23 protein-coding genes are annotated in these 24763 nt (G+C 59.3%); 14 read left to right on the top strand and 9 right to left on the bottom strand.

The genetic code is table 11. From position 1 onward, the window contains the following. The first annotated feature begins 66 nt into the window (after positions 1–66). Together ACO07T_RS08330 and ACO07T_RS08325 are read left to right on the top strand one after the other, a co-directional pair. Positions 67–1806, top strand: coding sequence for a SulP family inorganic anion transporter (locus ACO07T_RS08330; RefSeq protein ID WP_422049013.1), 1740 nt, complete (start codon positions 67–69; stop codon positions 1804–1806). A gap of 177 nt (positions 1807–1983) precedes the next feature. Continuing rightward, positions 1984–4257 carry a methyl-accepting chemotaxis protein gene (locus tag ACO07T_RS08325; protein ID WP_422049012.1) on the top strand — a complete coding sequence of 758 codons (2274 nt, stop codon included), beginning with the start codon at positions 1984–1986 and terminating at the stop codon, positions 4255–4257. On the opposite strand, the gene ACO07T_RS08320 is transcribed toward ACO07T_RS08325, so the two are convergent. Continuing rightward, the gene (locus ACO07T_RS08320; RefSeq protein ID WP_422049011.1) at positions 4254–5471 is read right to left on the bottom strand and encodes a peptidoglycan-binding protein; all 1218 of its coding nucleotides are present in this window, start codon (positions 5469–5471) and stop codon (positions 4254–4256) included. The genes ACO07T_RS08325 and ACO07T_RS08320 overlap by 4 nt on opposite strands. Positions 5472–5644: 173 nt before the next feature. On the opposite strand from ACO07T_RS08320, the gene ACO07T_RS08315 reads away from it, so the two are divergent. Together ACO07T_RS08315 and ACO07T_RS08310 are read left to right on the top strand one after the other, a co-directional pair. Next, the gene (locus ACO07T_RS08315; RefSeq protein WP_422049010.1) at positions 5645–6259 is read left to right on the top strand and encodes an OmpA family protein; all 615 of its coding nucleotides are present in this window, start codon (positions 5645–5647) and stop codon (positions 6257–6259) included. After that, a complete protein-coding gene (locus ACO07T_RS08310) occupies positions 6256–7053 on the top strand; it encodes a caspase family protein (protein WP_422049340.1) in 798 nt (265 codons plus the stop codon). The genes ACO07T_RS08315 and ACO07T_RS08310 overlap by 4 nt, the downstream gene beginning before the upstream one ends. A gap of 220 nt (positions 7054–7273) precedes the next feature. Here the strand turns inward: ACO07T_RS08310 and ACO07T_RS08305 are convergent, their stop codons facing one another. The 3 genes from ACO07T_RS08305 to ACO07T_RS08295 form a co-directional block, all read right to left on the bottom strand. After that, positions 7274–9196 carry an acyl-CoA synthetase gene (locus ACO07T_RS08305; protein ID WP_422049009.1) on the bottom strand — a complete coding sequence of 641 codons (1923 nt, stop codon included), beginning with the start codon at positions 9194–9196 and terminating at the stop codon, positions 7274–7276. A gap of 63 nt (positions 9197–9259) precedes the next feature. Next, on the bottom strand, positions 9260–10894 hold the full coding sequence (locus tag ACO07T_RS08300; RefSeq protein WP_422049008.1) for a GMC family oxidoreductase: 1635 nt from the start codon (positions 10892–10894) through the stop codon (positions 9260–9262). 390 nt (positions 10895–11284) lie between these two features. Next, entirely contained in the window at positions 11285–12292 is a 1008-nt protein-coding gene (locus tag ACO07T_RS08295; RefSeq protein ID WP_422049007.1) for an AraC family transcriptional regulator, read from the bottom strand. Positions 12293–12404: 112 nt separating this feature from the next. Here ACO07T_RS08295 and ACO07T_RS08290 point away from each other — a divergent pair, with 112 nt between their 5' ends. The 3 genes from ACO07T_RS08290 (at position 12405) to ACO07T_RS08280 (ending at position 14583) form a co-directional block, all read left to right on the top strand. Continuing rightward, complete coding sequence (locus tag ACO07T_RS08290; protein WP_209085920.1) at positions 12405–12854, top strand: hypothetical protein; 450 nt, start codon at positions 12405–12407, stop codon at positions 12852–12854. Positions 12855–12866: 12 nt separating this feature from the next. Then, positions 12867–13283 (top strand): hypothetical protein, encoded by a 417-nt coding sequence (locus ACO07T_RS08285; protein ID WP_209077325.1) that lies wholly within the window; start codon positions 12867–12869, stop codon positions 13281–13283. Between the two features lie 70 nt (positions 13284–13353). After that, positions 13354–14583, top strand: coding sequence for an NADH:flavin oxidoreductase/NADH oxidase family protein (locus ACO07T_RS08280; RefSeq protein WP_209077327.1), 1230 nt, complete (start codon positions 13354–13356; stop codon positions 14581–14583). A gap of 117 nt (positions 14584–14700) precedes the next feature. Here ACO07T_RS08280 and map read toward each other — a convergent pair whose 3' ends face one another. Together map and sfsA are read right to left on the bottom strand one after the other, a co-directional pair. After that, entirely contained in the window at positions 14701–15567 is an 867-nt protein-coding gene (gene map / locus ACO07T_RS08275; RefSeq protein WP_209059881.1) for a type I methionyl aminopeptidase, read from the bottom strand. Between the two features lie 73 nt (positions 15568–15640). Next, entirely contained in the window at positions 15641–16366 is a 726-nt protein-coding gene (sfsA, locus tag ACO07T_RS08270) for a DNA/RNA nuclease SfsA (RefSeq protein ID WP_422049006.1), read from the bottom strand. 46 nt (positions 16367–16412) lie between these two features. Between sfsA and ACO07T_RS08265 the strand changes: the two genes are divergently transcribed. From ACO07T_RS08265 to ACO07T_RS08245, 5 genes are all read left to right on the top strand, one after another. Beyond that, complete coding sequence (locus ACO07T_RS08265) at positions 16413–17132, top strand: competence/damage-inducible protein A (RefSeq protein WP_422049005.1); 720 nt, start codon at positions 16413–16415, stop codon at positions 17130–17132. Further along, positions 17129–17860, top strand: a complete 732-nt coding sequence (locus ACO07T_RS08260; RefSeq protein WP_422049004.1) for a GNAT family N-acetyltransferase — start codon at positions 17129–17131, stop codon at positions 17858–17860. Before ACO07T_RS08265 ends, ACO07T_RS08260 begins: the two co-directional genes overlap by 4 nt. Before the next feature lie 15 nt (positions 17861–17875). Next, positions 17876–18448 carry a peroxidase-related enzyme gene (locus tag ACO07T_RS08255; RefSeq protein ID WP_422049003.1) on the top strand — a complete coding sequence of 191 codons (573 nt, stop codon included), beginning with the start codon at positions 17876–17878 and terminating at the stop codon, positions 18446–18448. After that, a complete protein-coding gene (locus tag ACO07T_RS08250) occupies positions 18445–19422 on the top strand; it encodes an OmpA family protein (RefSeq protein ID WP_422049002.1) in 978 nt (325 codons plus the stop codon). Before ACO07T_RS08255 ends, ACO07T_RS08250 begins: the two co-directional genes overlap by 4 nt. Positions 19423–19513: 91 nt before the next feature. After that, positions 19514–19741 carry a WGR domain-containing protein gene (locus ACO07T_RS08245; protein ID WP_209059910.1) on the top strand — a complete coding sequence of 76 codons (228 nt, stop codon included), beginning with the start codon at positions 19514–19516 and terminating at the stop codon, positions 19739–19741. Between the two features lie 51 nt (positions 19742–19792). Here the strand turns inward: ACO07T_RS08245 and ACO07T_RS08240 are convergent, their stop codons facing one another. Continuing rightward, on the bottom strand, positions 19793–20989 hold the full coding sequence (locus tag ACO07T_RS08240) for a hydantoinase/carbamoylase family amidase (protein ID WP_422049001.1): 1197 nt from the start codon (positions 20987–20989) through the stop codon (positions 19793–19795). Positions 20990–21125: 136 nt separating this feature from the next. On the opposite strand from ACO07T_RS08240, the gene ACO07T_RS08235 reads away from it, so the two are divergent. Further along, positions 21126–21785, top strand: coding sequence for a histidine phosphatase family protein (locus ACO07T_RS08235; protein ID WP_422049000.1), 660 nt, complete (start codon positions 21126–21128; stop codon positions 21783–21785). A gap of 45 nt (positions 21786–21830) precedes the next feature. Here ACO07T_RS08235 and ACO07T_RS08230 read toward each other — a convergent pair whose 3' ends face one another. Next, a complete protein-coding gene (locus tag ACO07T_RS08230) occupies positions 21831–22013 on the bottom strand; it encodes a zinc-finger domain-containing protein (protein ID WP_209059921.1) in 183 nt (60 codons plus the stop codon). A gap of 129 nt (positions 22014–22142) precedes the next feature. Between ACO07T_RS08230 and ACO07T_RS08225 the strand changes: the two genes are divergently transcribed. Next, entirely contained in the window at positions 22143–23075 is a 933-nt protein-coding gene (locus tag ACO07T_RS08225; protein WP_422048999.1) for an ABC transporter ATP-binding protein, read from the top strand. 28 nt (positions 23076–23103) lie between these two features. Here the strand turns inward: ACO07T_RS08225 and ACO07T_RS08220 are convergent, their stop codons facing one another. Beyond that, a complete protein-coding gene (locus tag ACO07T_RS08220; protein WP_209059927.1) occupies positions 23104–24681 on the bottom strand; it encodes a DUF5928 domain-containing protein in 1578 nt (525 codons plus the stop codon). Positions 24682–24763: the final 82 nt, after the last annotated feature.

Here is a 24763-nt window from a genome sequence, read left to right as displayed (position 1 = left end):
GCGACGGGCGGGTGCAGACCTGCGCGATGGGCAGAGGCCCGCAAAACTCAGATGACGGAAAACACAATGTCCCACCCCCTGCGCCGGTTTGTTCCCATTCTTGATTGGGGGCGTCGCTATGACCGGAACGCGCTGTCAAATGACCTGATCGCAGCGGTGATCGTGACGATCATGCTGATCCCGCAGTCGCTGGCCTATGCGCTGTTGGCGGGGTTGCCGCCGGAGGCAGGCATTTATGCTTCGATTGCGCCGATCATCCTGTATGCGATCTTTGGCACCAGCCGCGCTTTGGCGGTGGGGCCGGTGGCGGTGGTGTCCTTGCTGACCGCGTCAACCATCGGGCAGGTGGCAGAGCAGGGGACCGCTGGGTACGCGGTTGCAGCGCTCACGCTGGCGTTTCTGTCCGGCGCGTTTCTGGTGCTTTTGGGTGTTTTGCGGCTCGGGTTTCTGGCGAATTTCCTGAGCCATCCGGTGATTGCCGGGTTTATCACGGCTTCGGGCATCCTGATTGCCGCCAGCCAGCTCAAACATATTTTGGGTGTGAGCGCCCATGGCCATACGCTGCCGGAGATGCTGCTGTCGATTGCCCGCCATCTGCATGAGATCAACTGGATCACAGTGGGGATTGGCGTTCTGGCCGCGGGCTTTCTGTTTTGGGTGCGCGGCAACCTGAAGCCGCTTCTGAAAAAGCTTGGGACGGGGCCGCTGCTGACCGATCTTCTGGCCAAGGGTGGTCCGGTTTTTGCGGTGGTGGCGACCACGCTTGCGGTCTGGGGGCTGAATTTGGGGGAGCAGGGCGTGCGCATTGTTGGGGATGTGCCACAAAGCCTGCCGCCGCTGACCTTGCCGGGGGTGAACAGTGATCTTATCGGCGCGCTTTTGCTGCCCGCCATCCTGATTTCGATCATTGGCTTTGTGGAAAGTGTCTCAGTGGCGCAGACCCTTGCGGCCAAGAAACGCCAGCGTATTGATCCGGATCAGGAGTTGATTGGACTGGGGGCGGCCAATCTGGGGGCGGCGTTCACCGGCGGCTTCCCCGTCACCGGCGGCTTCTCCCGCTCGGTGGTCAATTTTGATGCCGGGGCGGAAACCCCTGCGGCGGGGATCTTTACGGCAGTGGGGCTTGCGGTGGCTGCGGTTGCGCTGACCCCTCTGGTGTATTTTCTGCCAAAGGCAACGCTGGCGGCAACAATCATCGTGGCGGTGCTGTCGCTGGTGGACTTTTCGATCCTGCGAAAGACCTGGGCATACTCCCGCGCGGATTTCATCGCCGTGGCAGCCACGATCCTGCTGACGCTGGGGCTGGGTGTGGAGGTTGGTGTGGCCAGCGGTGTGGCCATTTCGGTGCTGCTGCATCTTTATAAGACCTCCAGCCCCCATGTGGCGGAGGTGGGGCTGGTGCCCGGCACGCAGCACTTTCGCAATATCCACCGCCATGAGGTGGAGACCGTGCCCGCGCTGGTGACGTTGCGGGTGGACGAGAGCCTCTACTTCGTCAATGCGCGGTTCCTTGAGGATTTGATCCAGAGTCGTGTCACCGCCGGTTGTGAGGTGCGCGATGTGGTGCTGATGTTCTCTGCGGTCAATGAAGTGGACTATTCCGCGCTGGAAAGTCTGGAAGCCATCAATGCTCGTCTGCGAGACATGGGGGTCGGGTTGCATCTGTCAGAAGTGAAAGGCCCGGTGATGGACCGGCTGAGGCGCTCGCATCTGATTGAGGCGCTCAATGGCGAGGTTTTCCTGTCTCAATATGACGCCTGGCAGAGGTTTGGCGTGCCGAAGAATATGCCTCAGGTTGCAGAGTAGGGGCGGCGAGAAGGCCTGTGGCCTATGAAACGCCCAATATTACAGCGCTTGGGTAGGCGGCCTCCTCCTTTGGGATAGGCTACATGACCGCTTAAAGAATTCTCAGGATTTCTGCGCCTAGGCTCCGTGAAATGCGCGCACACGTCGCGTGAGAAGGCATGGTCGGGAGGCGTTTCTATGCTCAAGTTTGGCAACCTTTCGCTCCGGCTCAAGCTGCCCCTGCTGATGGTCGCGTTGACCGCCACGTTCCTTGTGGGGGTGTCCTTTTCCGTCTACCGGATGGCGGAGCAGACCATTCGGCAGAATGTGTTCTTTTCTCATGAGACCTCCGCCAATGCGGCTCAGCAGGCGCTGACGGCCATGATTGATGCGGTGCGTCGCGATCTGGTGATGAATGCGGATCAGCCCACGACCTTCCGCGCGATCAGCAATTTCGAGCGCGTGATCAAGATGATCGAAGCGGACGATCCGATCCAATATCTCACAGAGACTTACGTCACCAACAATCCGCATGCGGCAGAAGAGCGCGCCAAACTGGTCGATCCGGGAGATGGCGAATACTACAGCCAATCCCACGCCAGCTATCACCCGACGTTTTTGCGGGCGCTCACGCTCAATGGATACAAGGATATGTATCTGTTCAACACAGAGGGGCGGCTGCTGTATTCGGTGGCCAAACAGGCGGATTTCGCGCAGGATTTCTCTGCCGGAGCAAATGCAGAGACAGGTTTGGGGCAGGTGTTTCAGGCCGCTTTGAAGGCGCAGCCGGGGGAGATCAGCACATCTGATGTTGCCGCTTACGCGCTTGGCGATGGCGGGGCTGGGGCCTTTCTTGCGATCCCGGTGCTGAGCAAGAAAAAGGTGATCGCGGGCGTTCTGGCGGTTCAGCTTTCCAGCGAGCGTATCGCGCAGGCCCTGGCGGGCAATCTGGAGCCAAACGGCGGGCAGAACATGTTTTTGATCAGCCAGGATGGGCGCGCGCGCAGCCCGTCTTTGATTGAGGGGCAGTTTGCGGTTGCCGATATATTGCCGGATGCGCCGCATATTACTGCGGCCGTGGCGCGCGAAGAGGCGATGTTTGAAAGCGTAGCAACCGGCGCTGGGCATACCGTGATTGGTCTCGTCAAACCGCTGGATGTTGATGGATTCTCCTGGGCGCTGGTGATGGAGACAGACCGCAATGCGGCCTTTGCGGTTGTGCGCGACATTCGCATGGTGGCCATCGCCATGATCGCTGCGGCTGTTGTTTTGGCCACGGGCGTGTCTTGGCTTGTCGCAAGCCGGATCACGCGTCCGATCCAATCTCTGCGGGAAGTGACAAGCGCGCTGGCGGAAGGGGCCTATGATGTGGAGATCACAGGGCGCGCGCGGGGCGATGAACTTGGCGATCTGGCCAACGCCATGGGCAGTTTCCGAGACCGCCTGAAGAGCGCGGATGCGGCCTCTGCCCGAGAAACGCAGGCGGCGCAGAAAACCGCCCATGTGGTGGCAACCATGAATGATGCGCTGTCTGATCTGGAAGGCGGCAATCTGGCCTGTGACATCACTACGCCTTTTGCGGAGGATTACGAAACGCTGCGGGAGAGCTTCAATCGCGGCCTCGCCAACCTGCGCGACATGATGTCAGGTGTGATCGATGCGGCGGGCAATGTGGATCAATACTCCAACGAGCAGAAATCTGCGGCAACCGTGCTGGAAGCGCGCACAGAGGCGGCGGCTGCCACGCTGGAGGAAACCGCGCGGGCGGTGGATCACCTGTCTGAAGGTGTGACAGCCACTGCCGATCGTGCAACCCGGGTTGATACGGCCATGCAGGCCGCGCGCAATGAGGCAGAGAGCAGTCGCGATGTTGTGTCCTCTGCGGTGTCGGCGATGGATCAGATCCAGACGGCCTCTGATGAGATTGCGCAGATCATCGGTGTGATTGACGACATCGCCTTTCAGACCAACTTGTTGGCCTTAAACGCGGGAGTTGAGGCTGCGCGCGCAGGCGAAGCCGGAAGCGGATTTGCGGTGGTGGCCTCTGAGGTGCGGGCGCTGGCACAGCGGGCCTCTTCTGCTGCGGGCAAGATCCAGACCCTGACCGGGGCCAGCGAAGACCATGTGGCCAACGGCGTTGCCATGGTGGGGCGTGCAGGCGAGGCGCTGAGCAGCATCATCACTCAGGTGGGCTCTGTGTCCGATTTGGTGACCGAAATTTCCGAAGGTGTGCAGGAGCAGGCGTCTGATCTTGATGAGGTCAATGCGGCCATGCGCAAGCTCGACACCATGACCCAGCAGAACACGGCTATGGCAGAAGAAGCCGCTGCCGCCAGCCAGATGTTGCAGGGCGAGGCGCAAAGCCTGACCGGCATTGTGTCGCGTTTTGAGATGGATGTGGCCAGCTCGGAGGAAGAGGCAGCGTTTGAGGGGCCGGAAGCAGGCTTGGAAGACACGCGCCTCAGCGCTTAGAATTCGACGTCCTCTTTGATGAAATCATAGAGGTTTTTGTAAAGCCCTTCGCAGTTTTGATTGTTCACACATTGCGGTGACGTTGCAGGGGCTGCGGGAGCGGTGGCGCGTGCGGCGGGCTTGGCCGGCTGACGTGGCTGCTTTGGCACGGATGCGGGCGCCGGTGCTGACTTGGCTTTGGCGACAGGGGGCGGGGTGGCCGCTTTCAGGCGTTCGATAAAGTCAAAATCCACTTCGCCATTGGCAATGAGATGTTGCTTGGTTTGAAACCGGGTGATCGCCTGACGGGTGGCAGGATCCAGCGTGCCGCTTGGGCTGCCGCTAAGATAGCCGAGCGCAATCAGGCGGCGCTGTATGTCCTTGGTCTCCGCACCGGTAAGCACATGTTTGCGCTCGCGTTTCTGGGCGGCGCGGGCATCTGTCATATCGCCCTGTAGACATTGCCAATAGGGCACACCCGCGTGCTTGCCCAACAGTTCGATCAGGCCAAGCTCGATCAGATTGCGCACCGCTTGCCCCTGACTTTCGACGCGGTCGATGGAGATCGGGACCGCCACATCCAGATCGTCGATCATGCCCGCAACCGTGCCGCTGAGCCCGCGACGGGAGACAACCATGGAATTGGAGACAGAGCCGCCAGCGAGCACCTGACGGCTGGGATATTGCACGAGATGCAGATCCACCGAGACAATCGAAAGCGTGCGTTTGCTGCGGTAAAGCGAGGTGGTGATGCCGCGCCCGCTGTTGGAGTCATGGCCTGCGGTGATGGTGTTGTCGACCGTGTCGGAGTCGAGCTGTGATATCGACCCTCTGATATAGAGGTTGGGTTTGATCTCGCCCTTTTTGCGGGTTGTCACCAGCTCCAGCTGACCAAAACCGGAGATACGGGCCTGATCCAGAAACACATAGCGCCCGCTGCGTTGGTTCATCTGGTTGAGCGCGTTGATGAGCATGTCATCCGCGCCCACATCAATGTCGCGTGTGTCATCGGGGATGTCGGAGGACGACACCAGATAGCGCCGCGTGGGCAGCTGGGCAAAGAGCCCGTCCATGCAGCGCAGGGATGGGGCAAAAGAGGTGAAATTCCGCGCCGGGCGCGCATTGGGTTGCGCAATGGCGGGGGCAAAACTGGCGTGCGAGGAGGCACAGCTGGTCAAAATGAACGCGGCCAAAAGCCAGAAAATCACAACGGAAACAAAGCGAACCCGAACCAAGAGGACACCATACACATAACCAAAACACCCCAATAGTGTGCGGCCAGTTGGTTTACACCGGTAAAACGGATGGGTGTTGTTGTGCGCGTTTTTGCTGCGAATTTTCTAAAAATTGAAAGCTCCCAAGTTACGCTCTGTTTAGGCTTTCATGGCAAAATAGAGGCGTTGCCACTGTGTTTTGTTTGGTTCTGGCTATGATGTTTGTGCGGTTTTTCAGTCTTATTGGCGCTTTCTTTCTTCTGTCTTCTCAAGTGCTTGCGGCTTCGCGTGAGCTGCCGGTTTCGGCAGACGGTTGCGCGATCCATTTTGCGCTGACGGGGCAAGTGGGGGCGGGGTGCGTACCGCCCGCCAGAGCGGAGCTTGGTGCGGAGCGGCGATTGCCGCCTGCGGGATTTGATACCGCAGCGGCCAGTCTGGACAGCGTGCCTGAGGAACAGGGGTACTTTATCCGCTTTCCCTTCAATTCTGACGATTTGACAGAAGAGTATAAGGCCCATCTGGCGCGGTTGGGGCGCGTCTTGAATGCGCCGAAGCTGGCGCAGAGCTGTATCAAACTGGTTGGCCATGCGGACAGTGTGGGCGGGCCTGCCTATAATCGGCGTTTGTCTGACGCACGGGCGCGGGCGGTGGCGGCAGCGCTGGCCAGTGCGTCTCAAGTGGATATGGGCCGGATCGCCACAGAAGCCCGCGGCGAAACCGCTCTGCTGAGGGGCATCCCGGGGCCACATCCGTTAAATCGCCGCGTGGAAATTCTGGCGCGGCCGAGCAATGGGACCCGTTGCAAGTGATTTGCCGGGCTCTGGTTGTCCTGCTGATCGGTGTCGTGGGCGTTGCGCACGCCGGATGGGCCGACATTCGCGACCAGCGGTATGTCGCGCTGGTGATTGGAAGCGGGGCCTATCCGGGGGCGGCGGCGCTATCCAATGCGGTGGCGGATAGCGGGGAGATTGCGGCGCGTCTGCATGCGCTGGGCTATAGTGTGATGCACCTTGAAAACCCGACACAGGCGGAGGTGATGCGCACGCTGGCCGTTTTGCGCTGGGCCGCTGTCGATGCGCGGCAGGTGGTGGTTTATCTGGCCGGGCATGGGGTGATGCAGGCGGGGCAGGCCTTTTACGTGCCGGTGGATGCGATGAATGGGACGCAGTTTGATCCGCCAGCGCAAAGCCCGACGGAGGCGCAGATGGGGGCTTTGTCTCAAACGGTGCCACTCTCCGCCATTGTGCAGGCGCTCTCGGATAAACCGCGCAACAAGATCATATTTTTTGACGCATGCCGTTCGGTTGTATCTCCGATCATGGGCGGGATTGGCGGAAGCAGGCGTGCCATGGAGGCCGGAGTGGCCATCGCTTTTGCGTCTTCACCGGGCACGGTGGCTTATGACGGCCAAAATGGCCACAGCCCTTTTGCGCAGGCTTTCTTGCGCCATGTCACACAAAAGGCCCCGCCGTTGGAGGATGTGCTGCGCCGCATTCGGGTCGATGTGGTGCGCCAGACGCAAGGGGTACAAGTGCCTTGGGTGCGCTCTTCGATGCTGCAGCGTGCGTTTGTGCAACCGACGCCTCCTGCGCCGAATGGCTAGGGTATGAGCTGACGGCTGATGAGAATGGGCGAGCTTGGTGCTGAGCGGGTCAAACTGGTGTGGTTCCAGCCCTTCGGTGCAGATCAGCTTCCGAGCACTCGGTATCGGGCGCAGGAGGCAGGGCACGCGTTGCGGACTTCTGTGGTGGGGGCAAAGTAAGAAGCGCCGCAGAGGGGACTGCGGCGCTTCAAATCTGTCAGTTCGGCTGAAGTGTTGCGGGTCAGCTGATGTCGACGGTGAAGGCAAATTGGCCCAATGCGCTTTGCAATGCGTCTTGACCGGACGCCACCGCAACTTTGGCGACAACGCCGCGGCTGGCGTCTTGCACCACGTCGAGGCTGAGCAGCTCGGCGGAGAGCTTTTGTGCCTCTTCCCGCACGGTGCGCTCGATTTCCATCATGTTGAGCGTGACTTTGTGGATCTTGCCCACTGCGGTCACAGGAAGGGTCTCAAGGCAGATGAAATCCTTAGGCACCGCCGCGCGTTCGGTCACATGGGTTTGTGCAAACTCCAGCAGCGCGGCCGCGTCGACTTCTGTGCCAGCGGATTTCTGATAGTACATTACTGGCACTTCGCCCACTTTGGCGTCCGGGCGGCCGATCACGGCAGCCATGGCGACGGCGGGGTGCTTGTGCATGGCTTCTTCGACGATCTTGGGGTCGATGTTGTGACCGCCGCGAATGATCAGCTCTTTTTTACGGCCGGTCATCCAGAAATAGCCATCCGCGTCACAGCGTGCGAGGTCGCCGGTGTTGAACCAGCGCTTGCCGTCTTGCTCCAGCCAGATGCCTTTGTTTTGCTCTTCGATCAGGTAGCCGTCAAAGACGTTGGGGCCGGTAATGTAGATCACGCCGGCCTCATCCACCTCTGCCCAACGCTCAAATTCGTCGTTGTCGTTGAGAATGGCGATGCGCATGTCCTGATAAGGGAAGCGCATACCGATGGAGCCGATGCGCGGCTCCGGGTTGTTGATTGGGTTCATGGAAGACGCCAGAACGCCTTCGGTCATGCCGTAGGCCTCAACGATGGAGACGCCGGTTTCCGCCATGAAGGCATTGAACAGTTCGACCGGCATCGGGGCCGCGCCACATGCGCCAAAGCGCAGGGAGCTGAGGTCTTTGTCTTTGTGCGGCACCTGCATCAGCGCGCCGTAGATGGTGGGCACGCCGGAATAGGAGCTTATGCCGTAGTGCTCAACCATGTCCCAGAACCCTGCGATCACGCCTTCGCCGCGATAGCCGGAAGGGGTGGCCAGCACGATATGGCCGCCGTGCATCCATGGCAGCAGGCCGGTTACGAGCATGGCGTTGGTGTGAAAGAGCGGCAGGCCGCACAGCGCTGCGGTGCCCGGGCCGACGTTTTCCGCGCCAACATAAAGGCTTGGGCACCAGGAGTTGTAGACCTCGCCAAAATGGGTGCGTTTCACGATTTTGGGCAGCCCGGTGGTGCCACCGGTGCAGAGCATGGTGGAGGTGTCCTGCGGACCCGGCGCATCAAAGGTGAGCGCGTCGGATGGATCGTTGGCGATCTCATCGAGCAGGCGGGACATGGTGACATTGGTGCCCTCAAGCGTGGGGGCGACCGGAGGCAGAGGCAGGGTTTCAGGCCAGACGCCGTCCCCCTTGATATAGGGTGCAAAGTTGCAGAGCAGGATGTGCTCCAGGCCGGGCACGTCTTTGGACGCGGCGCTGGCTTTCTCCCAGATGTCGACACCGGGGGTCTGTTCAAGCGTGATCAGCACTTTCACACCGGCGGCCTTCAGCAGGTCAGCCATGTGATCGGCTTCCATCAGCGGGTTGATGGCGAGCATGCCACCTGCCGCGCTGCCGCCCCAGATCGCAAAATGGGTTTCCGGCATATTGGGCAGGATGTAGGCCGCCACATCGTCGCGGCCGATGCCGAGGCGGCGCAGGGCGTTGGCCGTTTGGGTGATGCGCGCAAGCAGCTGGCCATGGGTCAGCACATAGGGCGTGCGCATGGCGGCGGCGCTCAGAAAGAAGCTGAGAGCAGGGGCATCAGGGTTGAGCGCTGCACCTTTCTGCAGCGCCTCATAGGTGCTTTGCGGCAGGTGCCGATCCTGCAAAGGTGTCCGCTCGAACGCAAGAATTTCATCCATGGTTTTGAGAACGGTATTGTTATTCATTGTCTTTCCCTTTTTGGTCCGGCACCCGCCTCTGTTCGCGTGAAGCAGGATGTCAGTGTGTCATCAGGCCGCAGCTTTGATCTGGTCCGATTTGATCATGTCGGCGGCTTTCTCAGCGATCATCATGGTCGGGGCATTGGTGTTGCCCGAGATCAGATTGGGCATGATGGATGCGTCGATCACGCGCAGCCCTTCCATGCCGTGGACGCGCAGCTCGGGATCAACCACCGCCATCTCATCGACACCCATCTTGCAGGTGCCCACAGGGTGATAGATCGTGTCCGCGCGCGCACGGATGTGTTTCTCCCAATCCGCATCTGTTTTGGCGTGTTCCGTGCCAAACATCTCTTTGTGGCGGTACTTTGCCAGCGCCGGGGCCTCCATGATCTCGCGGGTCATGCGGATGCCCTTGATCATGGTTTCCAGATCGCGGCGGTCTTCGAGGAAGGCCGGATCAATGGCCGGGCTGTCAAACGGATCCGTGCTCTTGAGCGTCACAGAACCGCGGCTTTCCGGGCGCAATTTGCAGATGTGACAGCTGAAGCCGTGGCCGTAGTGCAGTTTGCGGGAGTGATCGTCCACCAGTGCCACGGTGAAGTGCAGCTGCACGTCGGGGCGATCCAGCGACGGAGAGGTTTTCAGGAAGCCTGCGCCTTCCGCAAAGCAGGTGGCCATCATCGAGACACCGGTTTTGCGCCATCTTTTGAGGTGGCCCATCATTTTCATGCCGCCGCGCAGGCTGATCCCAAAGTTGTCGAGGTCTTTGGACTTATAGGCCAGCGTGAAATCGAGGTGGTCCTGCAGGTTTTTGCCAACACCAGGCAGATTGTGGCGCACTTCGATACCGTGTTTCTGAAGGTCCTGGGCATCGCCGACGCCGGAGAGTTGCAGAAGCTGCGGGGTTTTCAGCGCGCCGCTGCAGAGCAGCACCTCGCGTGTGGCGTTGACGGTGATGTCCGCGCCTTTGCCATCCTTTTTGTAGACCACACCGGTCGCGCGCAGGCCGTCAAATGTGAGCCGAGTGGCATGGGCCTTGGTGATCACAGTGAGGTTGGGGCGGTCCATGACCGGGAAGAGGTAGGCGGCGGCGGCAGAGCAGCGCTCGCCGTTTTTGGCCTCATCGTGGAACTGGGTGACCTGATAGTAGCCAACACCCTCGTTGTCGCCACGGTTGAAATCTGTCTTCTCGCGGAACTGCAGCTGGCGGGCTGCTTCGACAAAATCGGCGGTGATCGGGCGCGCTTCTTTCTGGTCAGACACCTGAAGCGGACCACCGTTGCCGTGAACGTCGTCGGCACCGCGCTCGTTGTTTTCGGATTTCTTGAAGTAGGGCAGGATGCTGTCCCAATCCCAGCCTTCACAGCCCAGATTGGCCCATTCGTCATAATCCTGACGTTGACCGCGCACATAGAGCATGGCGTTGATCGCGCTGGAGCCACCAAGCGCTTTGCCGCGCGGCTGGTAGCCCTTGCGGCCGTTCAGGCCGGGCTGCTCAACGGTTTCCATGATCCAGTTGTTGATCTTGAACGGTTTGCCCGGAAGCATCGCCACAACCGCAGCCGGCATGCGCACAAGGATGCTGTTGCCGCCGCCGCCGGCTTCGAGCAGGCACACGTTGATGTTGGGGTCTTCGGTCAGGCGATTGGCGAGCACACAACCCGCAGATCCACCGCCTACGATCACGTAGTCAAAATTCATAATATTCCTCCCTTTCTGCATGCTAGAAAATCGAGCGGTTTGAGGAAGCGTCTTTGAGGACATTTTTTTGACACTTCCGGCCAGTCGGATTCCTCTATTGTTCCAGATTTTCAATCTGGAGTGGTTTTGAGGTTGCTGGAAAGTCCGAAATTAAAGGGAGGTTTGCGCAGAATGCAAGCCGCGCGCGGCAACCGGAGATGGGCGCAATCTTTTGTTAAGATTTTAGAAAAACGGCTGTGGGCTCTCGGCGACCTAGCTGAAACAGGCCGTGAGACAGGCGCAATGGCATGTCTGGCCTCAACCCTGTGATGTGTGGTGTGGCACTGTGTCAGAAGGGATCGACATGCAGTTGACGTTGCGGCAATCTGTGCGCCCAATCAGCAGAAATGCTCAGGCACTCTGTTTCAGGCTGCCCGGGCTGTAGCCGTATTGCTTGGTAAAGGCGCGCACAAAGCTTGAAGATTCGGAGTAGCCGGTGCGCCACGCAACAGTGGTGACGTCCAGACCCGCGGTGCTGAGCAGCTCGTGGCCGATCGCCAGACGGGCCTCAATAAAGATCTGCCGGAAAGACGCGCCTTCTGCGGACAGGCGGCGGCGCAGGGTGCGTTCGCTCACCCCCAATTTGGCCGAGATGGAAGCAATCGTGGGCTCGTTGTTCATGTCGAGCAGAATGGCCTCGCGCACTTTGGAGCGCATGTCGTTGGGGGCGGTCTCGGTGAGGTTGAGCAGGCTGCGGCATTGCTGCAGGCAGTGCTCCATGGTCGCGGGGTCATGGCGCGGCAGAGGTGTGTCCATCAGGTGATCAGGCACCACGATGGCGTTGCGGTCACTGTTCACAATGACTTTCAGGCCAAGCAGCTTCTGGATCGCCGCTGCGCTTTCCGGGGCGTTGAGCGTGGATTCCACGGTCATCTGCGAGAGCGACAGTTTTGGTAGAATCTCTGAGGTGAAATTGGTGAAGACTGTCAGGTGGCGCTCCAGCACGAAGGTTTTGACGCTGGGCGGCAGGCCGTCGGTGTCATAGATCAGCAAAGTGCTGTTTTCGGCGCGCTCCAGTTTGAACTGGGCGATCAGAAAGGACAGGTTGGCAAAATCCACGGCGGTTTTCAGGCCCGCGCGCAGGGAAGGGCTGCTGACAATCGCGTAGCCCCAGATCCCGAACACTTCGGGGCGATAGAGGCGTCCGATTTCCACGCCTAGGCCCGGCCGGTTTGTGGTATGCTTCAGAAAGTTGCCAATGACGGCGACCTCTTGGGCGATCGTCACCTGGGTGTCATTGTTGTAGAGGTCGAATGTAACCAAGCCTGTTCCTTGCAGGCATTGCTCCGAGCTGACGCCGTAGTTTGGCGCTGCTTCGCACAGGATGCGGATGCTGCCTGCAGGGCGTTTTAAGGACATATCTAACATGAACAAAAGCTAAATCACATGGCCGGAAATGTCAAAATGATGTCCCCAAACGTCATCGGCTTTCCTCGACAGTCGTATATTGTGATGTGATCGGGAGGTACATATGCGATCACTTATTGCCATTCAAGAAGGTCAGATTTCGCTTGAGCAGATCAAGGCGTTGGAAGAGGTTTTGCGTAAACTTTACGCGGAACACATCTGCGACGACAAACTGACCATCATTTGGAACATTGCGGCCAAGCAGCACACGATCACCGATCGGAAGTGGTCTCGGTCCTCTACAGTGACCATGGAAGTGCCAGACGGGCTGGAAACCCAGAAGCGTGAAGCCTTCATGCTAGAGGTGGAAAAGAGCTGGCGTGCCGTGACCGGGCAGCACCCGGATCAGGTGGCCGTCGGCGCCTTTGATCAGTCGCGCTACACGGACATTCTGAAAGGCAACCTGACGCGGTTCTCCACATGGGGGCGCATCAGCTATCTGGCCAAGCTTTTCACGCGCATCTTTATATCCAAGGCACGGTATGGAGTGCTGATTACCCGATTTAACCAGTGAGGGAGGAGACTCATGCCGCTTTATACTCTGGCTTCCAAGAAGCCGTTTGCCGAGCAGACACGTTTTGACATCGCACAGGTGATCACGGATGTGCACTGTGGCTTGACCGGCGCGCCAACCGAGTTTGTGAATGTGGTTTTCATGACCGGTTACAGCATGCGCCGCGGAACCATTCTGGGTGTCAACGGGAACGTCCGCACCGGAGGAGACCGCACCGCCGGTCTTTATGAGCAGCTCAACCAACAAATGCACCAGCGGATCGCGGAAGCGGCCAAGCTGGATCTCTCGAAAGTTCTCGTCACGCTGATCGGCATCGAGCCGCATTGGGTTGTTGAAGGGGGCATGGTTTTGCCACCACCCGGCGAAGAAGCGGGCTGGCTCGAACGCAAGAACGCCGTTCACGCTGCAATGGGCGTGGGCACGGCGTAAAGACTACAATGGAAACTGGCCGCATGCGACAGGGCATGCCGGCCTGTACAGACATCAAGGAAACACAGACATGGCAACGCTTGGAGATTCTCTGACGCTGAAATCGGGTACGGTTCTGCGCAACCGGATTTGCAAGGCTTCGATGAATGAAGCGCTGGCAACGCCGGACGGCAAGGTAACGGACGCGCATGTGTCGCTCTATGAAGCATGGGCGGACAGCGGCGCGAGCCTGCTGATCACCGGCAACATGATGGTAGACGGCAAGCACATGAACGAGCCGCTTGTTGTGGACGCGCTGCTGGACACCAACATGGACTTGCTGCGCAAGTGGGCAGCCACCGGCAAACGCACCAACACCCACATCTGGCCCCAGCTGAACCACCCGGGCAAGCAATCGCCAAAAATGGTGAATGATGCACCGCTGGCGCCGTCTGTTGTGCCGATCCCCAACGACATGTTTGCGCCGCCACGCGAGCTGACCGACGCAGAGATCGAAGGCATCATCGACAGCTTTGCCGAAGCGGCGGCGCGTCTGGAAGAAGCGGGCTTCACCGGTGTTCAGCTGCACGGCGCGCACGGCTATCTGATTGGCCAGTTCCTGTCTCCGCACCACAACCGTCGCGAAGACAAATGGGGCGGCAGCTTTGAAAACCGCTTCCGCTTTGTGGAAGAGATCTACAACCGCACCCGTGCCCGCACCGGCCCTGGTTTCAACGTCGGCATCAAGATCAACTCCTCTGACTTCCAGAAGGGTGGCTTCACCGAGGAAGATTCCATCGAGGTGGCAAAGCGTCTGGACAAGCTGGGCATCGACCTGATCGAGATTTCCGGCGGCAGCTGGGAAAACCCGGTGAACCGTAAAGGCAAACAAGAAGCGAAAAAGGAAAGCACGCTGAAGCGTGAGGCCTATTTCCTTGAGTATGCTGAAAAGGTGAAAAGCCAGATTTCTACACCTTTAGTGGTGACGGGTGGGTTCCGCTCATCTGAAGGCATGAGCGAAGCGCTGGGAACCGGTGCAATGGATATGGCCGGTGTGGCCCGTCCGTTTGCGGTGGATCCGAAGTTTGGTAAGCACGTGATGCAGAACAACAAGCATGTGTCCCCAGTGGCGCCGATCCGCTCCGGTCTGAAGAAGATCGACGCGATGGCGATCATGGAAATCAGCTGGTACACCATGCAGATCGAGCGCATTTCGCAAGGCAAGAAGGTGCAAACCAAAGCCGACGGCATCTGGCCTGCGCTGCGCGTGATCTATCGTTTCTGGAAGAACGGCAAAGCGGTAAAGCGCGTCCGCGCCTAACTCTACAGACTGTTTATCGTGATTGAGGGCCGCCCAGTTTGGGCGGCCTTTCTCGTATCAGCGTTGCCGTAGGGTGCTGGCGGCGGAGGACTGCGCGGGGCAGGCAGCGCTTAGGTCTTAGCCCCAGGTTGGGTGGAAGAGACCGGCTTTGGAGAGCGTGAAGATGTCTGCGCCGTCCGAGGTCACGCCGATGGAGTGCTCAAACTGTGCGGAGAGCGATTTGTCGCGTGTTACCGCTGTCCAGTCATCTTCGAGCACTTTTGTTTCGGGGCGGCCCAAGTTGACCATTGGCTCGATGGTGAAGAACATGCCTTCTTCGAGCACTGGGCCAGTGCCTGCGCGGCCATAGTGCAGCACGTTGGGTGGGGCGTGGAACACGAGGCCAAGCCCGTGGCCGCAGAAATCGCGCACCACAGACATGCGCTGGCGCTCCACATAGGTCTGAATGGCGTTGCCGATGTCACCAAAGGTGTTGCCGGGTTTGACGGCTTCGATGCCCAGCATCAGTGCGTCATGGGTGACCTGAATGAGCTTTTTGGCAAACGCCTTGGGTTTGCCGGCCACATACATGCGGCTGGTGTCGCCAAACCAGCCGTCCACGATCACGGTCACGTCGATGTTGAGAATGTCGCCATCCTGCAATTTGTCATCGGCGCGCATCGGGTCTTCCTTGCGGGCGCTGGTCTCTTTGTTCCACTTGGGGATCGGGCTGCCGGGGATGCCGTGGCAGACAACGTGGTTCACGCTGATGCAGCTGGCGTGCTGGTAGCCGCGATAGCCGATGGTGGCGGATTCAGCGCCAGCCGCGACGACTTTGGACTCAATCAGGCGGTCCAGCTCGGCCGTGGTCTGGCCGGGGAACACATGCTCTGCGATCTCATCGAGGATCTGCGAGGCAAGCGCGCCTGCTTTGTGCATGCCTGCATGGTCGCCTGGGGCGTAGATGCGAATGCCATCGCGGGTTTGGCGGCCTTTGCCGATCATCTGAACTGCTCCATCACCTAGGGTCCGACGCTATGTAAGGGCAAATGCCTCAAAGCGCCAGAGGGGGCTTATGCTATGCGTCAGAAAGGGTTTCGGGGAGGTGAAAAGGCAGGCGTTTGCCGATGGTGATCTGCGCAGGCGTTATGTCGCAGCGATAGGCAATCACCTCGACCCCGGCGGCTTGCGCTTTAACGAAGGTGGCGGCATAGGTCGGGTCGATGTCATGGGCCAGTGTCACCTGCTCGGCATCGGTGCGCTGCACCAGATAGAACATCGCGGCGTCATGGCCCTGCGCGCGCATCTCGATCAGCTCTTGCAGATGTTTGGCCCCGCGGGCGGTCACGCTGTCGGGAAATTCGGCCACACCGGGCTGGCGTGACAGGGTGACGGATTTGACCTCCAGATAGAGGTCAGGGCGGTCGGCACCGGACAGCAGGAAATCAATCCGGCTGTTTTGACCGTATTTCACCTCCGGGCGGACCATCTCGTAGCTGGCGTATTCGGGGATTTCGCCTGCAATCAGCGCGGTTTTTAACGCGCGGTTGGGCACCGAAGTGTCCACACCGGTGAAATCGCCGCTTTCATGCTCCACCAAGCGCCAGCCGTATTTGAGCTTTTTCTTCGGGTCATCATTGGGCTCAAGCCAGATTTTCATGCCCGGTTCCGCCAGCCCCATCATCGAGCCGGGATTGGCACAATGGGCGGTCACCTCTGTGCCATTTTCGAGCACCGCATCGGCAAGAAAGCGTTTGTATCGGCGGATCAGCGTGGCGGGGATAAGAGGGGTTTGAAAGCGCATGTGACAGGCCTATACCTGCACTAAGCTGCTGACAAGGAATGAGATCATGACAAACCCTACTGCCGCCATGCTGGTTATCGGTGATGAAATCCTGTCGGGAAGAACCCGCGATGCGAATATGCACTATCTTGCGGGCGAGCTGACCAAGCAGGGGATCACGCTGGCTGAGGTGCGTGTTGTGCCGGATGTGCCGGAGAAGATCATTGGCGCGGTGCGTTCCCTGTCGGGTGAATATGACAGTGTCTTCACCTCCGGCGGGATCGGGCCGACCCATGACGACATCACGGCGGATTGTGTGGCCGAGGCTTTTGGTGTGCATATCGATATTCGTGATGATGCGCGAGCGCTGTTGCAAAAGCACTATGACAATGCCGGGCAGGAATTTAACGCGGCGCGCCAGCGCATGGCGCGTATCCCCGATGGGGCGAGCCTGATCGACAATCCGGTGTCGGTTGCGCCGGGATTTGTCGTGGAAAATGTCTACGTGATGGCCGGTGTGCCGTCGGTTTTTCAGGCGATGGTGGCGAGTGTTCTGCCAAAGCTTACAGGTGGCGCACCATTGCTGAGCCAGACCCTGCGCATTGAGCGCGGCGAAGGCGAGATTGCCGGGCCTCTGGGAGAGTTGGCTGAGGAGTTTGCCGATCTGTCGATTGGCTCTTATCCCTATCAGCGCAATGGCGTTTACGGGGCCAATGTGGTGGTGCGCGGCACGGATGGTGCGCGGATTGATGCCGTCATGGCGCGGCTCTCTGGGTTGTTCGCATGAGGGCGACGCCGGATGCGCGGCAGCTCTATGATGTCGTAGATGCCACATGGCCCGCAGCGCGGAGCTTTGCGGTTGGGCCGTTTCTCATTCGCGAAGGCAAGGGCGGAGGCAAGCGGGTGTCTGCGGCCACCGCGTTGGGCCCCTATGACGACAGTGATATTGCCCGTGCGGAAGAAGCTATGACCGCGCTTGGGCAGGGCCTGTTGTTTCAGCTGCGTGAGGGCGAAGAGGCTCTGGATGCGACGCTGGCTGCGCGCGGCTATGACGTCGTTGATCCTGTCATCATGTATGTGATCGAGGTGGAGGCGCTTTCGCAAGAAGAGCCGCCGCGCACGGCGGCAATCCCCGCTTGGGAGCCGCTCAAGATCATGGAAGAGATCTGGGCCGCAGGTGGGGTTGGCCCCGAACGTATCGATGTGATGCGCCGTGCAGAAGGTCCGAAAACCGGGATGATTTCGCGTTGGAACGACAAGCCTGCGGGGGCATCTTTCCTCGCTATGCATGAGGGCATCGGCATGGTGCACTCGCTTGAAATTCTACCGCATCAACGCCGTCAGGGCGTTGCTCAGTTTTTGATGCGCCGTGCGGCGATCTGGGTGCAGCAGCACGGCGGCACACATCTTTCGGTGATCTGCACCACAGCGAACGAAGGGGCGAATGCCCTCTATGCTTCCCTCGGGATGCGCGTTGTGGGACAGTATCATTACCGCCAGAAAACAAACGCTTGAGGGAGGGGAAAGACCATGAGCACAACAGAGATGCCAACCGCACTCGACATTCCGGTGATGGACCCGCTGCCACCGGAGACACAGCGCTATTTTGAGATTTGTCAGGAAAAGCTGGGCATGGTGCCCAACGTGTTGAAGGCCTATGCCATCACGGTGGAGAAGCTCAATGCATTCACCGCGCTCTACAATGATCTGATGTTGGGAGAGAGCGGGCTGAGCAAGCTTGAGCGCGAGATGATTGCGGTGGCGGTGAGCTCGATCAACAAGTGTTTTTACTGTCTGGTGGCGCATGGGGCTGCGGTGCGGCAGCTTTCGGGTGATCCGAGCCTCGGCGAAAAAATGGTGATGAACTGGCGTGTGGCGGATCTGGATGCGCGGCAATATGCGATGCTGGCCTTTGCTGAAAAGATGACGGTGGCTTCGAGTACAATTGAAGAAAATGACCGTCAAAAGCTGCGCGATGTTGGCTTTTCCGATCAGGACATCTGGGATATCGCCAATGTGGCGGGGTTCTATAACATGTCCAATCGTGTGGCCTCCGCGACCAACATGAAACCCAACGAAGAGTATCACGCACTAGCAAGATGAAAACGGCCCTAGCGATAGGCTTGGCGATCATGGCGCCTTTGGCGTGCTGGGCATTTGAGCCCCAGTTCGAAGGCGAAGGTCAGTTGATGGCCGATGTGTTTGAGCCTCAGGGTGTTTTGACTTTGCCAGTTGGGCGGTTTGCTGATGGCGTGATGCCGACGCGCAGCCTGCCGGGTCATGTGACACGGCGCAGCTGGCGTATCTCGCGCGGGTTTCGCGGCACGGGCATGTTGACCGCCACGCTTGCGGCGCAGATGCGCCAGCAGGGGTATGATGTTGTCTTTGAATGTGAATCCGATGGTTGCGGCGGGTTTGATTTCCGCTTCGGGATCGACGTCCTGCCGCCGCCAAAGATGTTTGTGGATCTGTCGGATTACTTCTTTCTGTCAGGCACCAAAGACACCGATACCGGGCTGGAGGCGGTTTGGATTTTGGTGAGCCAAACCGTGCAGGCAGGCATGGTGCAGATTGAAAGCGTATCTCCGGCCAACACCGTGGCTCCAGAGCCTCTGGCACCAACAGGTGGCGGCGGTTTTCAAGGCGTGGCGGAGATTTCGCCGGACGGCCAGGAGGCTGTGTCCACAAAATCCCTGTCAGATTTGAGTGCGCAGATTGAAGGCACTGGGCATGTGGTGCTGGATGATCTGTCTTTTGAGACCGGAGCCTCCAAGCTGGCGGATCGGGAGTTTGCCTCGCTGGAGGCGCTCGCAGCCTATCTGAAGGCAAATGCCGAGACACGCATCGCGCTGGTCGGGCATACCGACAGTCAGGGGGCGCTGGATGTGAACACCCGCATCTCGCGACAGCGGGCACAGGCGGTGAAAGACCGGCTGGTCAGCCAGCATGGCGTGCCATCCAAGCAGGTTGAGGCCCGAGGGGCGGGATATCTAGCGCCCGTTGCCAGCAATCGCACGGACGCGGGGCGGGAGGCCAATCGCCGTGTGGAAGCGGTGTTGCTCAACATCACTGAGTGACGGCTGGAGGCTGGCCAAGTTGGTCCGCCAAATTTGCAGACCTGCGCGATGCGAAGTTGCGTCCGCTGACTCTCTGCAATAGAATCACCTCATGGCCATCTGCATCATGTACAAACCAGCGCTGCGCACCCGCCCAAGATACTACCGGGTGGAGATCGCGATGAACTTGTTTGAAGAGGTCTCTGTAATGCGCGAATGGGGCGTGAAGGGCGGCAAAGGCCGCACCATGATCAGCATCTTTGGCAACCTGCGCGATGCGTCTTTGGCGGCGGATGGGTTCCGGCGCAAAGCCCTGCGTAAGGGATACGCACGCAGCTAAGGCCCCCTACGTTTGAAGGGGCCGCCTTGTCTCTCGTCGAGGTAACATACTTCAGTTGGCCAAGCGCGACACCGCGCGGGCGAGCACTTCCAGACCTTTGACCAGATCTGTTTCGGCGGTGTCTTCCTCAAACACATGGCTGACGCCGTTGATGGAGGGCACAAAGAGCATGCCGACCGGCAGGATATTGGCCACATTGGCCGCGTCATGCAGCGCGCCGGAGGGCATCAGGCGATGCGCATCCGGGGCCAACTCGGCTGCTGCGTCCGACAGCGCGGCCTTAAGGCGCGGGTTCATCTGTGTCGGAGGCAAGCTCCATTCGCCACCAAAAGAGACACGTCCGCCAAGGCGGGTGGCGCAGTCTTTGGCGAGCTTTCTGATCAGTGTGTCCATGTCTTGCAGGCGGGTCTCGGACCCGTCGCGCCATTGCATCGAGAAGGTCACGCTGCCGGGGACTACGGAGCTGGCGTTGGGATGCAGGGAGACATGGCCGATGGTCCAGACTGTGGTGTCTGTGACGATATCGGTCAGGGCTGCATTGAGAGATTGGTTGAACGCGGACAGCATCTGAAATGCGTCTTTGCGGGTGGACATGGGGGTGGTGCCAGCATGGTTCTGTGCGCCGTCAAAGGTGATCTTGAGATCGCGGATGCCGACAATTTCGGTCACAACACCGATTTGCTCACCTGCGAGATCGAGCCAGGGGCCTTGCTCGATGTGCATTTCCAGAAAGCCAGTGAACTGCGCGGGATCAACCCAGCCCTGATCCAGATGCGCCATACTCTGTCGGGTCTCTGCGAAAGTGATACCCGCGTCATCTGTCACTTGATCCATCTCGTCGAGCTGGGTCACACCGCTCCATAGCGCGCTGGCGGTGGTGCCGCCAAAGCGGCCTTCTTCGTCCTGAAAGGACACAACGGACACGGGCGGGCCGCCGCTCTCTTTGTTGGCGCGGGCGATTTCAAGACCGGCGATGACCCCAAGCGCCCCGTCGAGCCAGCCACCTTCGGGCTGGGTGTCTGAGTGCGAGCCAAGCAGCAACGAGGGTGCCTCAGCCAATCCCCAGACCGATCCGGCAGGGTCAAAATGCGGCGTCAGCCCTGCCTCTTCAAAACGGGTGGCAAGCCATTGGCGGGCGGCGATGTCATCTGCACTAAAGGCCCGCCGTTGCACACCTTTGCCAACGCCCGCCGCACCGATAGCGCGCAGCGCATGGAGGTCTTGAAGAAAGCGGTCGGGATTGAGCATGGATGGGCCTCATTTGTGAATGGCCAAACCCTAACCTGCGGCAGGGGAAGTGCAAGCCGGTGGCGGCGAATTCGCTTTCCCATGGCGCATCGCTTCGTTACGCATGGGCCACCGCTGTAGTTGAGAAAGGTCGCAGATGCCTCACATCACCCTTGTGCGCCACGGACAGGCCAACACCGAAGCCCGCGATGAACACAGCTATGACAAGCTGTCGCCTCTCGGGCATCAGCAGGCCGCATGGCTTGGCGCGCATCTGCGTGGCAATGGTGAGCGGTTTCAGCGGGTCTATGTCGGCAGTATGCGTCGGCATCGGGAGACGGCGGAGAGCCTTGGTGCGGCAGAGTTTGCCGAGATCGTGGAAGATCCGCGTCTGAATGAATTTGCCTATTTTGATCTGTCCCGTCTGATGGAAGAGCAGTTCGGGCTGGAGGTGCCTTCAGACCGGGAAGGCTTTGTGCGCCATATGCCAAGGGTGTTGCGCGCCTGGCAGGAGGGCGAGATTCAAGATGTGCCGGAAAGCTACGCCGATTTTGATGCGCGGGTGAAGGCGGCGATGGCGGAGATCGCCTCTGGAGAGGGCCGCGCGCTGGTGGTCACCTCTGGTGGCTTGATTGGCGCTGTGCTGCGCCAGACGCTCTCGCTTGACGTGGACGGCTGGGCGCAGATGTGTCTGGCGATCCAGAACACCTCAGTGCACCGCTGGCAGATGGTTCTGGGCAAGCCATTGCTGGCCCAGTTCAACTCTGTGGCCCATCTTGAAGCCCCAGACCGGCAGTTTGCCCAGACCCATTTGTAAAACCGATGGGTGCCTCGGTAAGGCACCTCGGCGCGGGTGGATCGCTTAGGCGACTTTGTCTTCGAAGTCTTTGTGGATGTATTTGCAGTCGCAATAGGGGCACTCGACCCAGCCGTGTTCATTTGGGATCTGCAACCAGACACGGGGATGGCCCAAGGCTCCCTCGCCGCCGTCACAGGCAATGCGATAGCTGTCAACGATCTTGGTTTCAGGGGCGGCAATCGTCATCGCAAACGTCCTTTGGCTGGGGCAGGCATGCGCCTGTGACTTGGCAATTTCCGGGGAGTTGGTTGTGATACCGGCCCCGTTTCGATAGGGCAAATATTATGGATTGCACAGCGAGGGGCAAGAGCGGTCATGGTTCAGAATGCGATTGAAATCCGCGGGCTGCAGAAGACCTACAGGGGTGGCCGCGGCGAGCCAGAGAAGCACGCCCTTAAAGGGGTCGATCTTTCGGTGCCGGCGGGCAAGATTTTTGGTCTGTTAGGCCCCAACGGTGCCGGGAAATCGACCATGATCAACATCATGGCGGGGCTGGTGGCCAAGACCTCTGGCAGCGTGCGCATCTGGGGATTTGATCAGGATGAAAATCCACGCCAATCCCGCGCGGCGATTGGCGTGATGCCGCAAGAGCTGAACCTTGACCCCTTCTTCACCCCGCGCGGCGCGCTTGAGGTGCAGGCGGGCCTTTATGGTGTGCCAAAGGCGCAGCGGCAAAGCGATGCCATTCTGGAGATGGTGGGGCTGTCTGATAAGGCTGACGCCTATGCGCGTACGCTTTCTGGCGGGATGCGGCGGCGGCTGTTGCTTGGCAAGGCGTTGGTGCATGGGCCGCAGGTGCTCGTGCTGGACGAGCCGACCGCCGGCGTGGATATCGAGCTGCGCCAGATGTTGTGGCGCAATGTGCGGCGGCTGAACGAAGAGCAGGGCACAACGATCATTCTGACCACGCACTACCTCGAAGAGGCGGAGGAGATGTGTGATGAGATTGCGATCATCAACCAAGGCGAGCTGGTGGCGCAGGACAGCACGCGCAACCTGTTGGGCCATATCGATCAGAAATGCATGGTGATCCAGCCCGCAGGCGAAGTTGATGCGCTGCCCGAAGCCGACGGTCTTTCGGTGGAGCGGCGCGCCGACGGCGCTTTGGCGATCAGCTATCAGGCCAATGCCACCTCGGCTGAAGACGTGCTCAACGCGGTGCGGGCTGCCGGGATTTCCATACAGGATGTGAAGACCGAGCAGGCCGATCTTGAAGATGTGTTCCTTGAGCTGACGCGCAGCCGCTGAGCCGGTACGGCGGGCAAAGGCACCTCGCTTAGTCGCTGAACAGATAGTCCGTGCGGGCGACTTCGCGGGCGGCTTCCTCGTTCACATGCAGGAAGTCCGTCAGGGCTTTTACATGGGTTTCCTCAGTGCCGCCTTCGATCATACGGGAGAGGTTCTCAAAGCCGGCGTCGCGGATGCGGTCACTTTCGTTGAAGATGTCCCGTTTGATGGTTGGCAGGAGCCGTTCCAATGTTTCCCGAGGGGTCTGCTCTCCGGCGAGGCCAATCCTGATGGCGTGGCCCGTCAGATACTGATCGGTAAAGTCACACTGGATTTCCAGCATCCGCGTGGTGGAGCGGTCGCTGAAGAAATCCTGCATCAGATCCAGCGCGCTGGGGTCGAGGCAGATCAGCAGGCGATCGGTGTCGTAGTAGTCAAACAACATCCGCATCAGCGCGCGGCGGTGGCGCGTGCGTTTGCCCAGAGTGGACTGAATGCCACCCAGATCGGGGAGCGGCGTGCCCTCCTCGTTGAAGAGGTAGGCAATGGTCGGAATGTTGGTGGTCTGACTGATTTTGTCGAGCAGGCGTTTGGCGACGTGCCATTTCTTGCATACCAAGAGCATCAACTCGCGGTCCCGGCCCAGCGTACTTTCGGTCTCCCAAAAACGGCTGGCAAAGCGCTTGCCCTGTCGGCCGCGTCCGGTGAGGAAGCGGAACAGGCTGGGGCCTTCGGCGGAAATCTGAAACTGCACGCCTTTCTCCGCATAAAGTTGCCCCAAGCGTTCCTTGAGCTCCAAGGCTTCGGGGCTGATCTTGCGCGCAAAGAGGTAATCCTGACTGATCAACAGATCATAGTGATCGTTGTAAAAGGTCAGGGGCATCCCGTAGTCGGTGAACATCAGGAAGGTCAGCGTGCGGGAGCGGATTTCCTCGGTTGGCACAAGATGGCGCACCAGCGTCTGGAAAAACGTCTCATCTGGAATCCAAGTAGTGCGGAAAAAGCGCATCACATCGCGGCGCTTTTGCGTGAAGTTCAGCACTGCTTCGATGGTTTGGCGACGCAGACACCACCATTGGCTGCCAATCATCACCTGAATGTCGGCGGGAACCTCGCGTTTCAGGCCCAGCTTTTTCTGCAGATTGAAGGTCGTATAAAAACGACGCTTCTGCGTGCGCTCGTTGAACCAGTGGCGATAGATCAGGCGCTCGGCCTTCATGCCGGTCTTGATCCAGTCGCTCTCAAAGAAATCAAAGCTCTCGATGAAATCCACATCGTTCTCATCCAGGAAATTGTGGATGTACTCAGAAGATTTGATCACCATGCAGTCGCCTGACAGCATGTAAAAATGTGAAGCGCGCGGGAATTTTTTGACGGCGGTTTCCACCGCGTTCAGCGTCGCCTCCACCAGAGACCACTCGCCCCAGCCACATTTGATCCGCTTTTCGGCAAAGGCCACATTGGGATTGGTCCCCAGCGCCTCTTGCAGCATGCGAAAATGCTCCGGTTTGGCACGCGCATCAAAGTGAATGGAGATGTGGTCACCCGTGGCCGTCAGGCGCTCCGCCTGTTTGATGATGGCTTCGGGATCCTTGTGGCACAGAAGAATGTAAGCAATTCTCGCCATCTAGCCTCTTTGATCCCCACTTTGACGTCTTGTAATTATCCATTTAAAGATGAACACGCGTTGAATAAACAGACTTTGTTTG

It is taken from the genome of Shimia sp. (genome assembly GCF_965227725.1).
Taxonomy (GTDB): domain Bacteria; phylum Pseudomonadota; class Alphaproteobacteria; order Rhodobacterales; family Rhodobacteraceae; genus Shimia.
The sequence above is the reverse complement of the archived record's forward strand: the minus strand, read 5'-3'. Positions and strand labels throughout refer to the sequence as shown.

Bases quoted from the DNA above. Each gene is read 5' to 3' on its own strand.
- ACO07T_RS08330 (WP_422049013.1), top strand. From the start codon at position 67: ATGTCCCACCCCCTGCGCCGGTTTGTTCCCATTCTTGATTGGGGGCGT.
- ACO07T_RS08325 (WP_422049012.1), top strand. From the start codon at position 1,984: ATGCTCAAGTTTGGCAACCTTTCGCTCCGGCTCAAGCTGCCCCTGCTG.
- ACO07T_RS08305 (WP_422049009.1), bottom strand. From the start codon at position 9,196: ATGAATAACAATACCGTTCTCAAAACCATGGATGAAATTCTTGCGTTC.
- ACO07T_RS08300 (WP_422049008.1), bottom strand. From the start codon at position 10,894: ATGAATTTTGACTACGTGATCGTAGGCGGTGGATCTGCGGGTTGTGTG.
- ACO07T_RS08295 (WP_422049007.1), bottom strand. From the start codon at position 12,292: ATGTCCTTAAAACGCCCTGCAGGCAGCATCCGCATCCTGTGCGAAGCA.
- ACO07T_RS08290 (WP_209085920.1), top strand. From the start codon at position 12,405: ATGCGATCACTTATTGCCATTCAAGAAGGTCAGATTTCGCTTGAGCAG.
- ACO07T_RS08285 (WP_209077325.1), top strand. From the start codon at position 12,867: ATGCCGCTTTATACTCTGGCTTCCAAGAAGCCGTTTGCCGAGCAGACA.
- ACO07T_RS08280 (WP_209077327.1), top strand. From the start codon at position 13,354: ATGGCAACGCTTGGAGATTCTCTGACGCTGAAATCGGGTACGGTTCTG.
- map (WP_209059881.1), bottom strand. From the start codon at position 15,567: ATGATCGGCAAAGGCCGCCAAACCCGCGATGGCATTCGCATCTACGCC.
- sfsA (WP_422049006.1), bottom strand. From the start codon at position 16,366: ATGCGCTTTCAAACCCCTCTTATCCCCGCCACGCTGATCCGCCGATAC.
- ACO07T_RS08265 (WP_422049005.1), top strand. From the start codon at position 16,413: ATGACAAACCCTACTGCCGCCATGCTGGTTATCGGTGATGAAATCCTG.
- ACO07T_RS08260 (WP_422049004.1), top strand. From the start codon at position 17,129: ATGAGGGCGACGCCGGATGCGCGGCAGCTCTATGATGTCGTAGATGCC.
- ACO07T_RS08255 (WP_422049003.1), top strand. From the start codon at position 17,876: ATGAGCACAACAGAGATGCCAACCGCACTCGACATTCCGGTGATGGAC.
- ACO07T_RS08250 (WP_422049002.1), top strand. From the start codon at position 18,445: ATGAAAACGGCCCTAGCGATAGGCTTGGCGATCATGGCGCCTTTGGCG.
- ACO07T_RS08245 (WP_209059910.1), top strand. From the start codon at position 19,514: ATGGCCATCTGCATCATGTACAAACCAGCGCTGCGCACCCGCCCAAGA.
- ACO07T_RS08240 (WP_422049001.1), bottom strand. From the start codon at position 20,989: ATGCTCAATCCCGACCGCTTTCTTCAAGACCTCCATGCGCTGCGCGCT.
- ACO07T_RS08235 (WP_422049000.1), top strand. From the start codon at position 21,126: ATGCCTCACATCACCCTTGTGCGCCACGGACAGGCCAACACCGAAGCC.
- ACO07T_RS08230 (WP_209059921.1), bottom strand. From the start codon at position 22,013: ATGACGATTGCCGCCCCTGAAACCAAGATCGTTGACAGCTATCGCATT.
- ACO07T_RS08225 (WP_422048999.1), top strand. From the start codon at position 22,143: ATGGTTCAGAATGCGATTGAAATCCGCGGGCTGCAGAAGACCTACAGG.
- ACO07T_RS08220 (WP_209059927.1), bottom strand. From the start codon at position 24,681: ATGGCGAGAATTGCTTACATTCTTCTGTGCCACAAGGATCCCGAAGCC.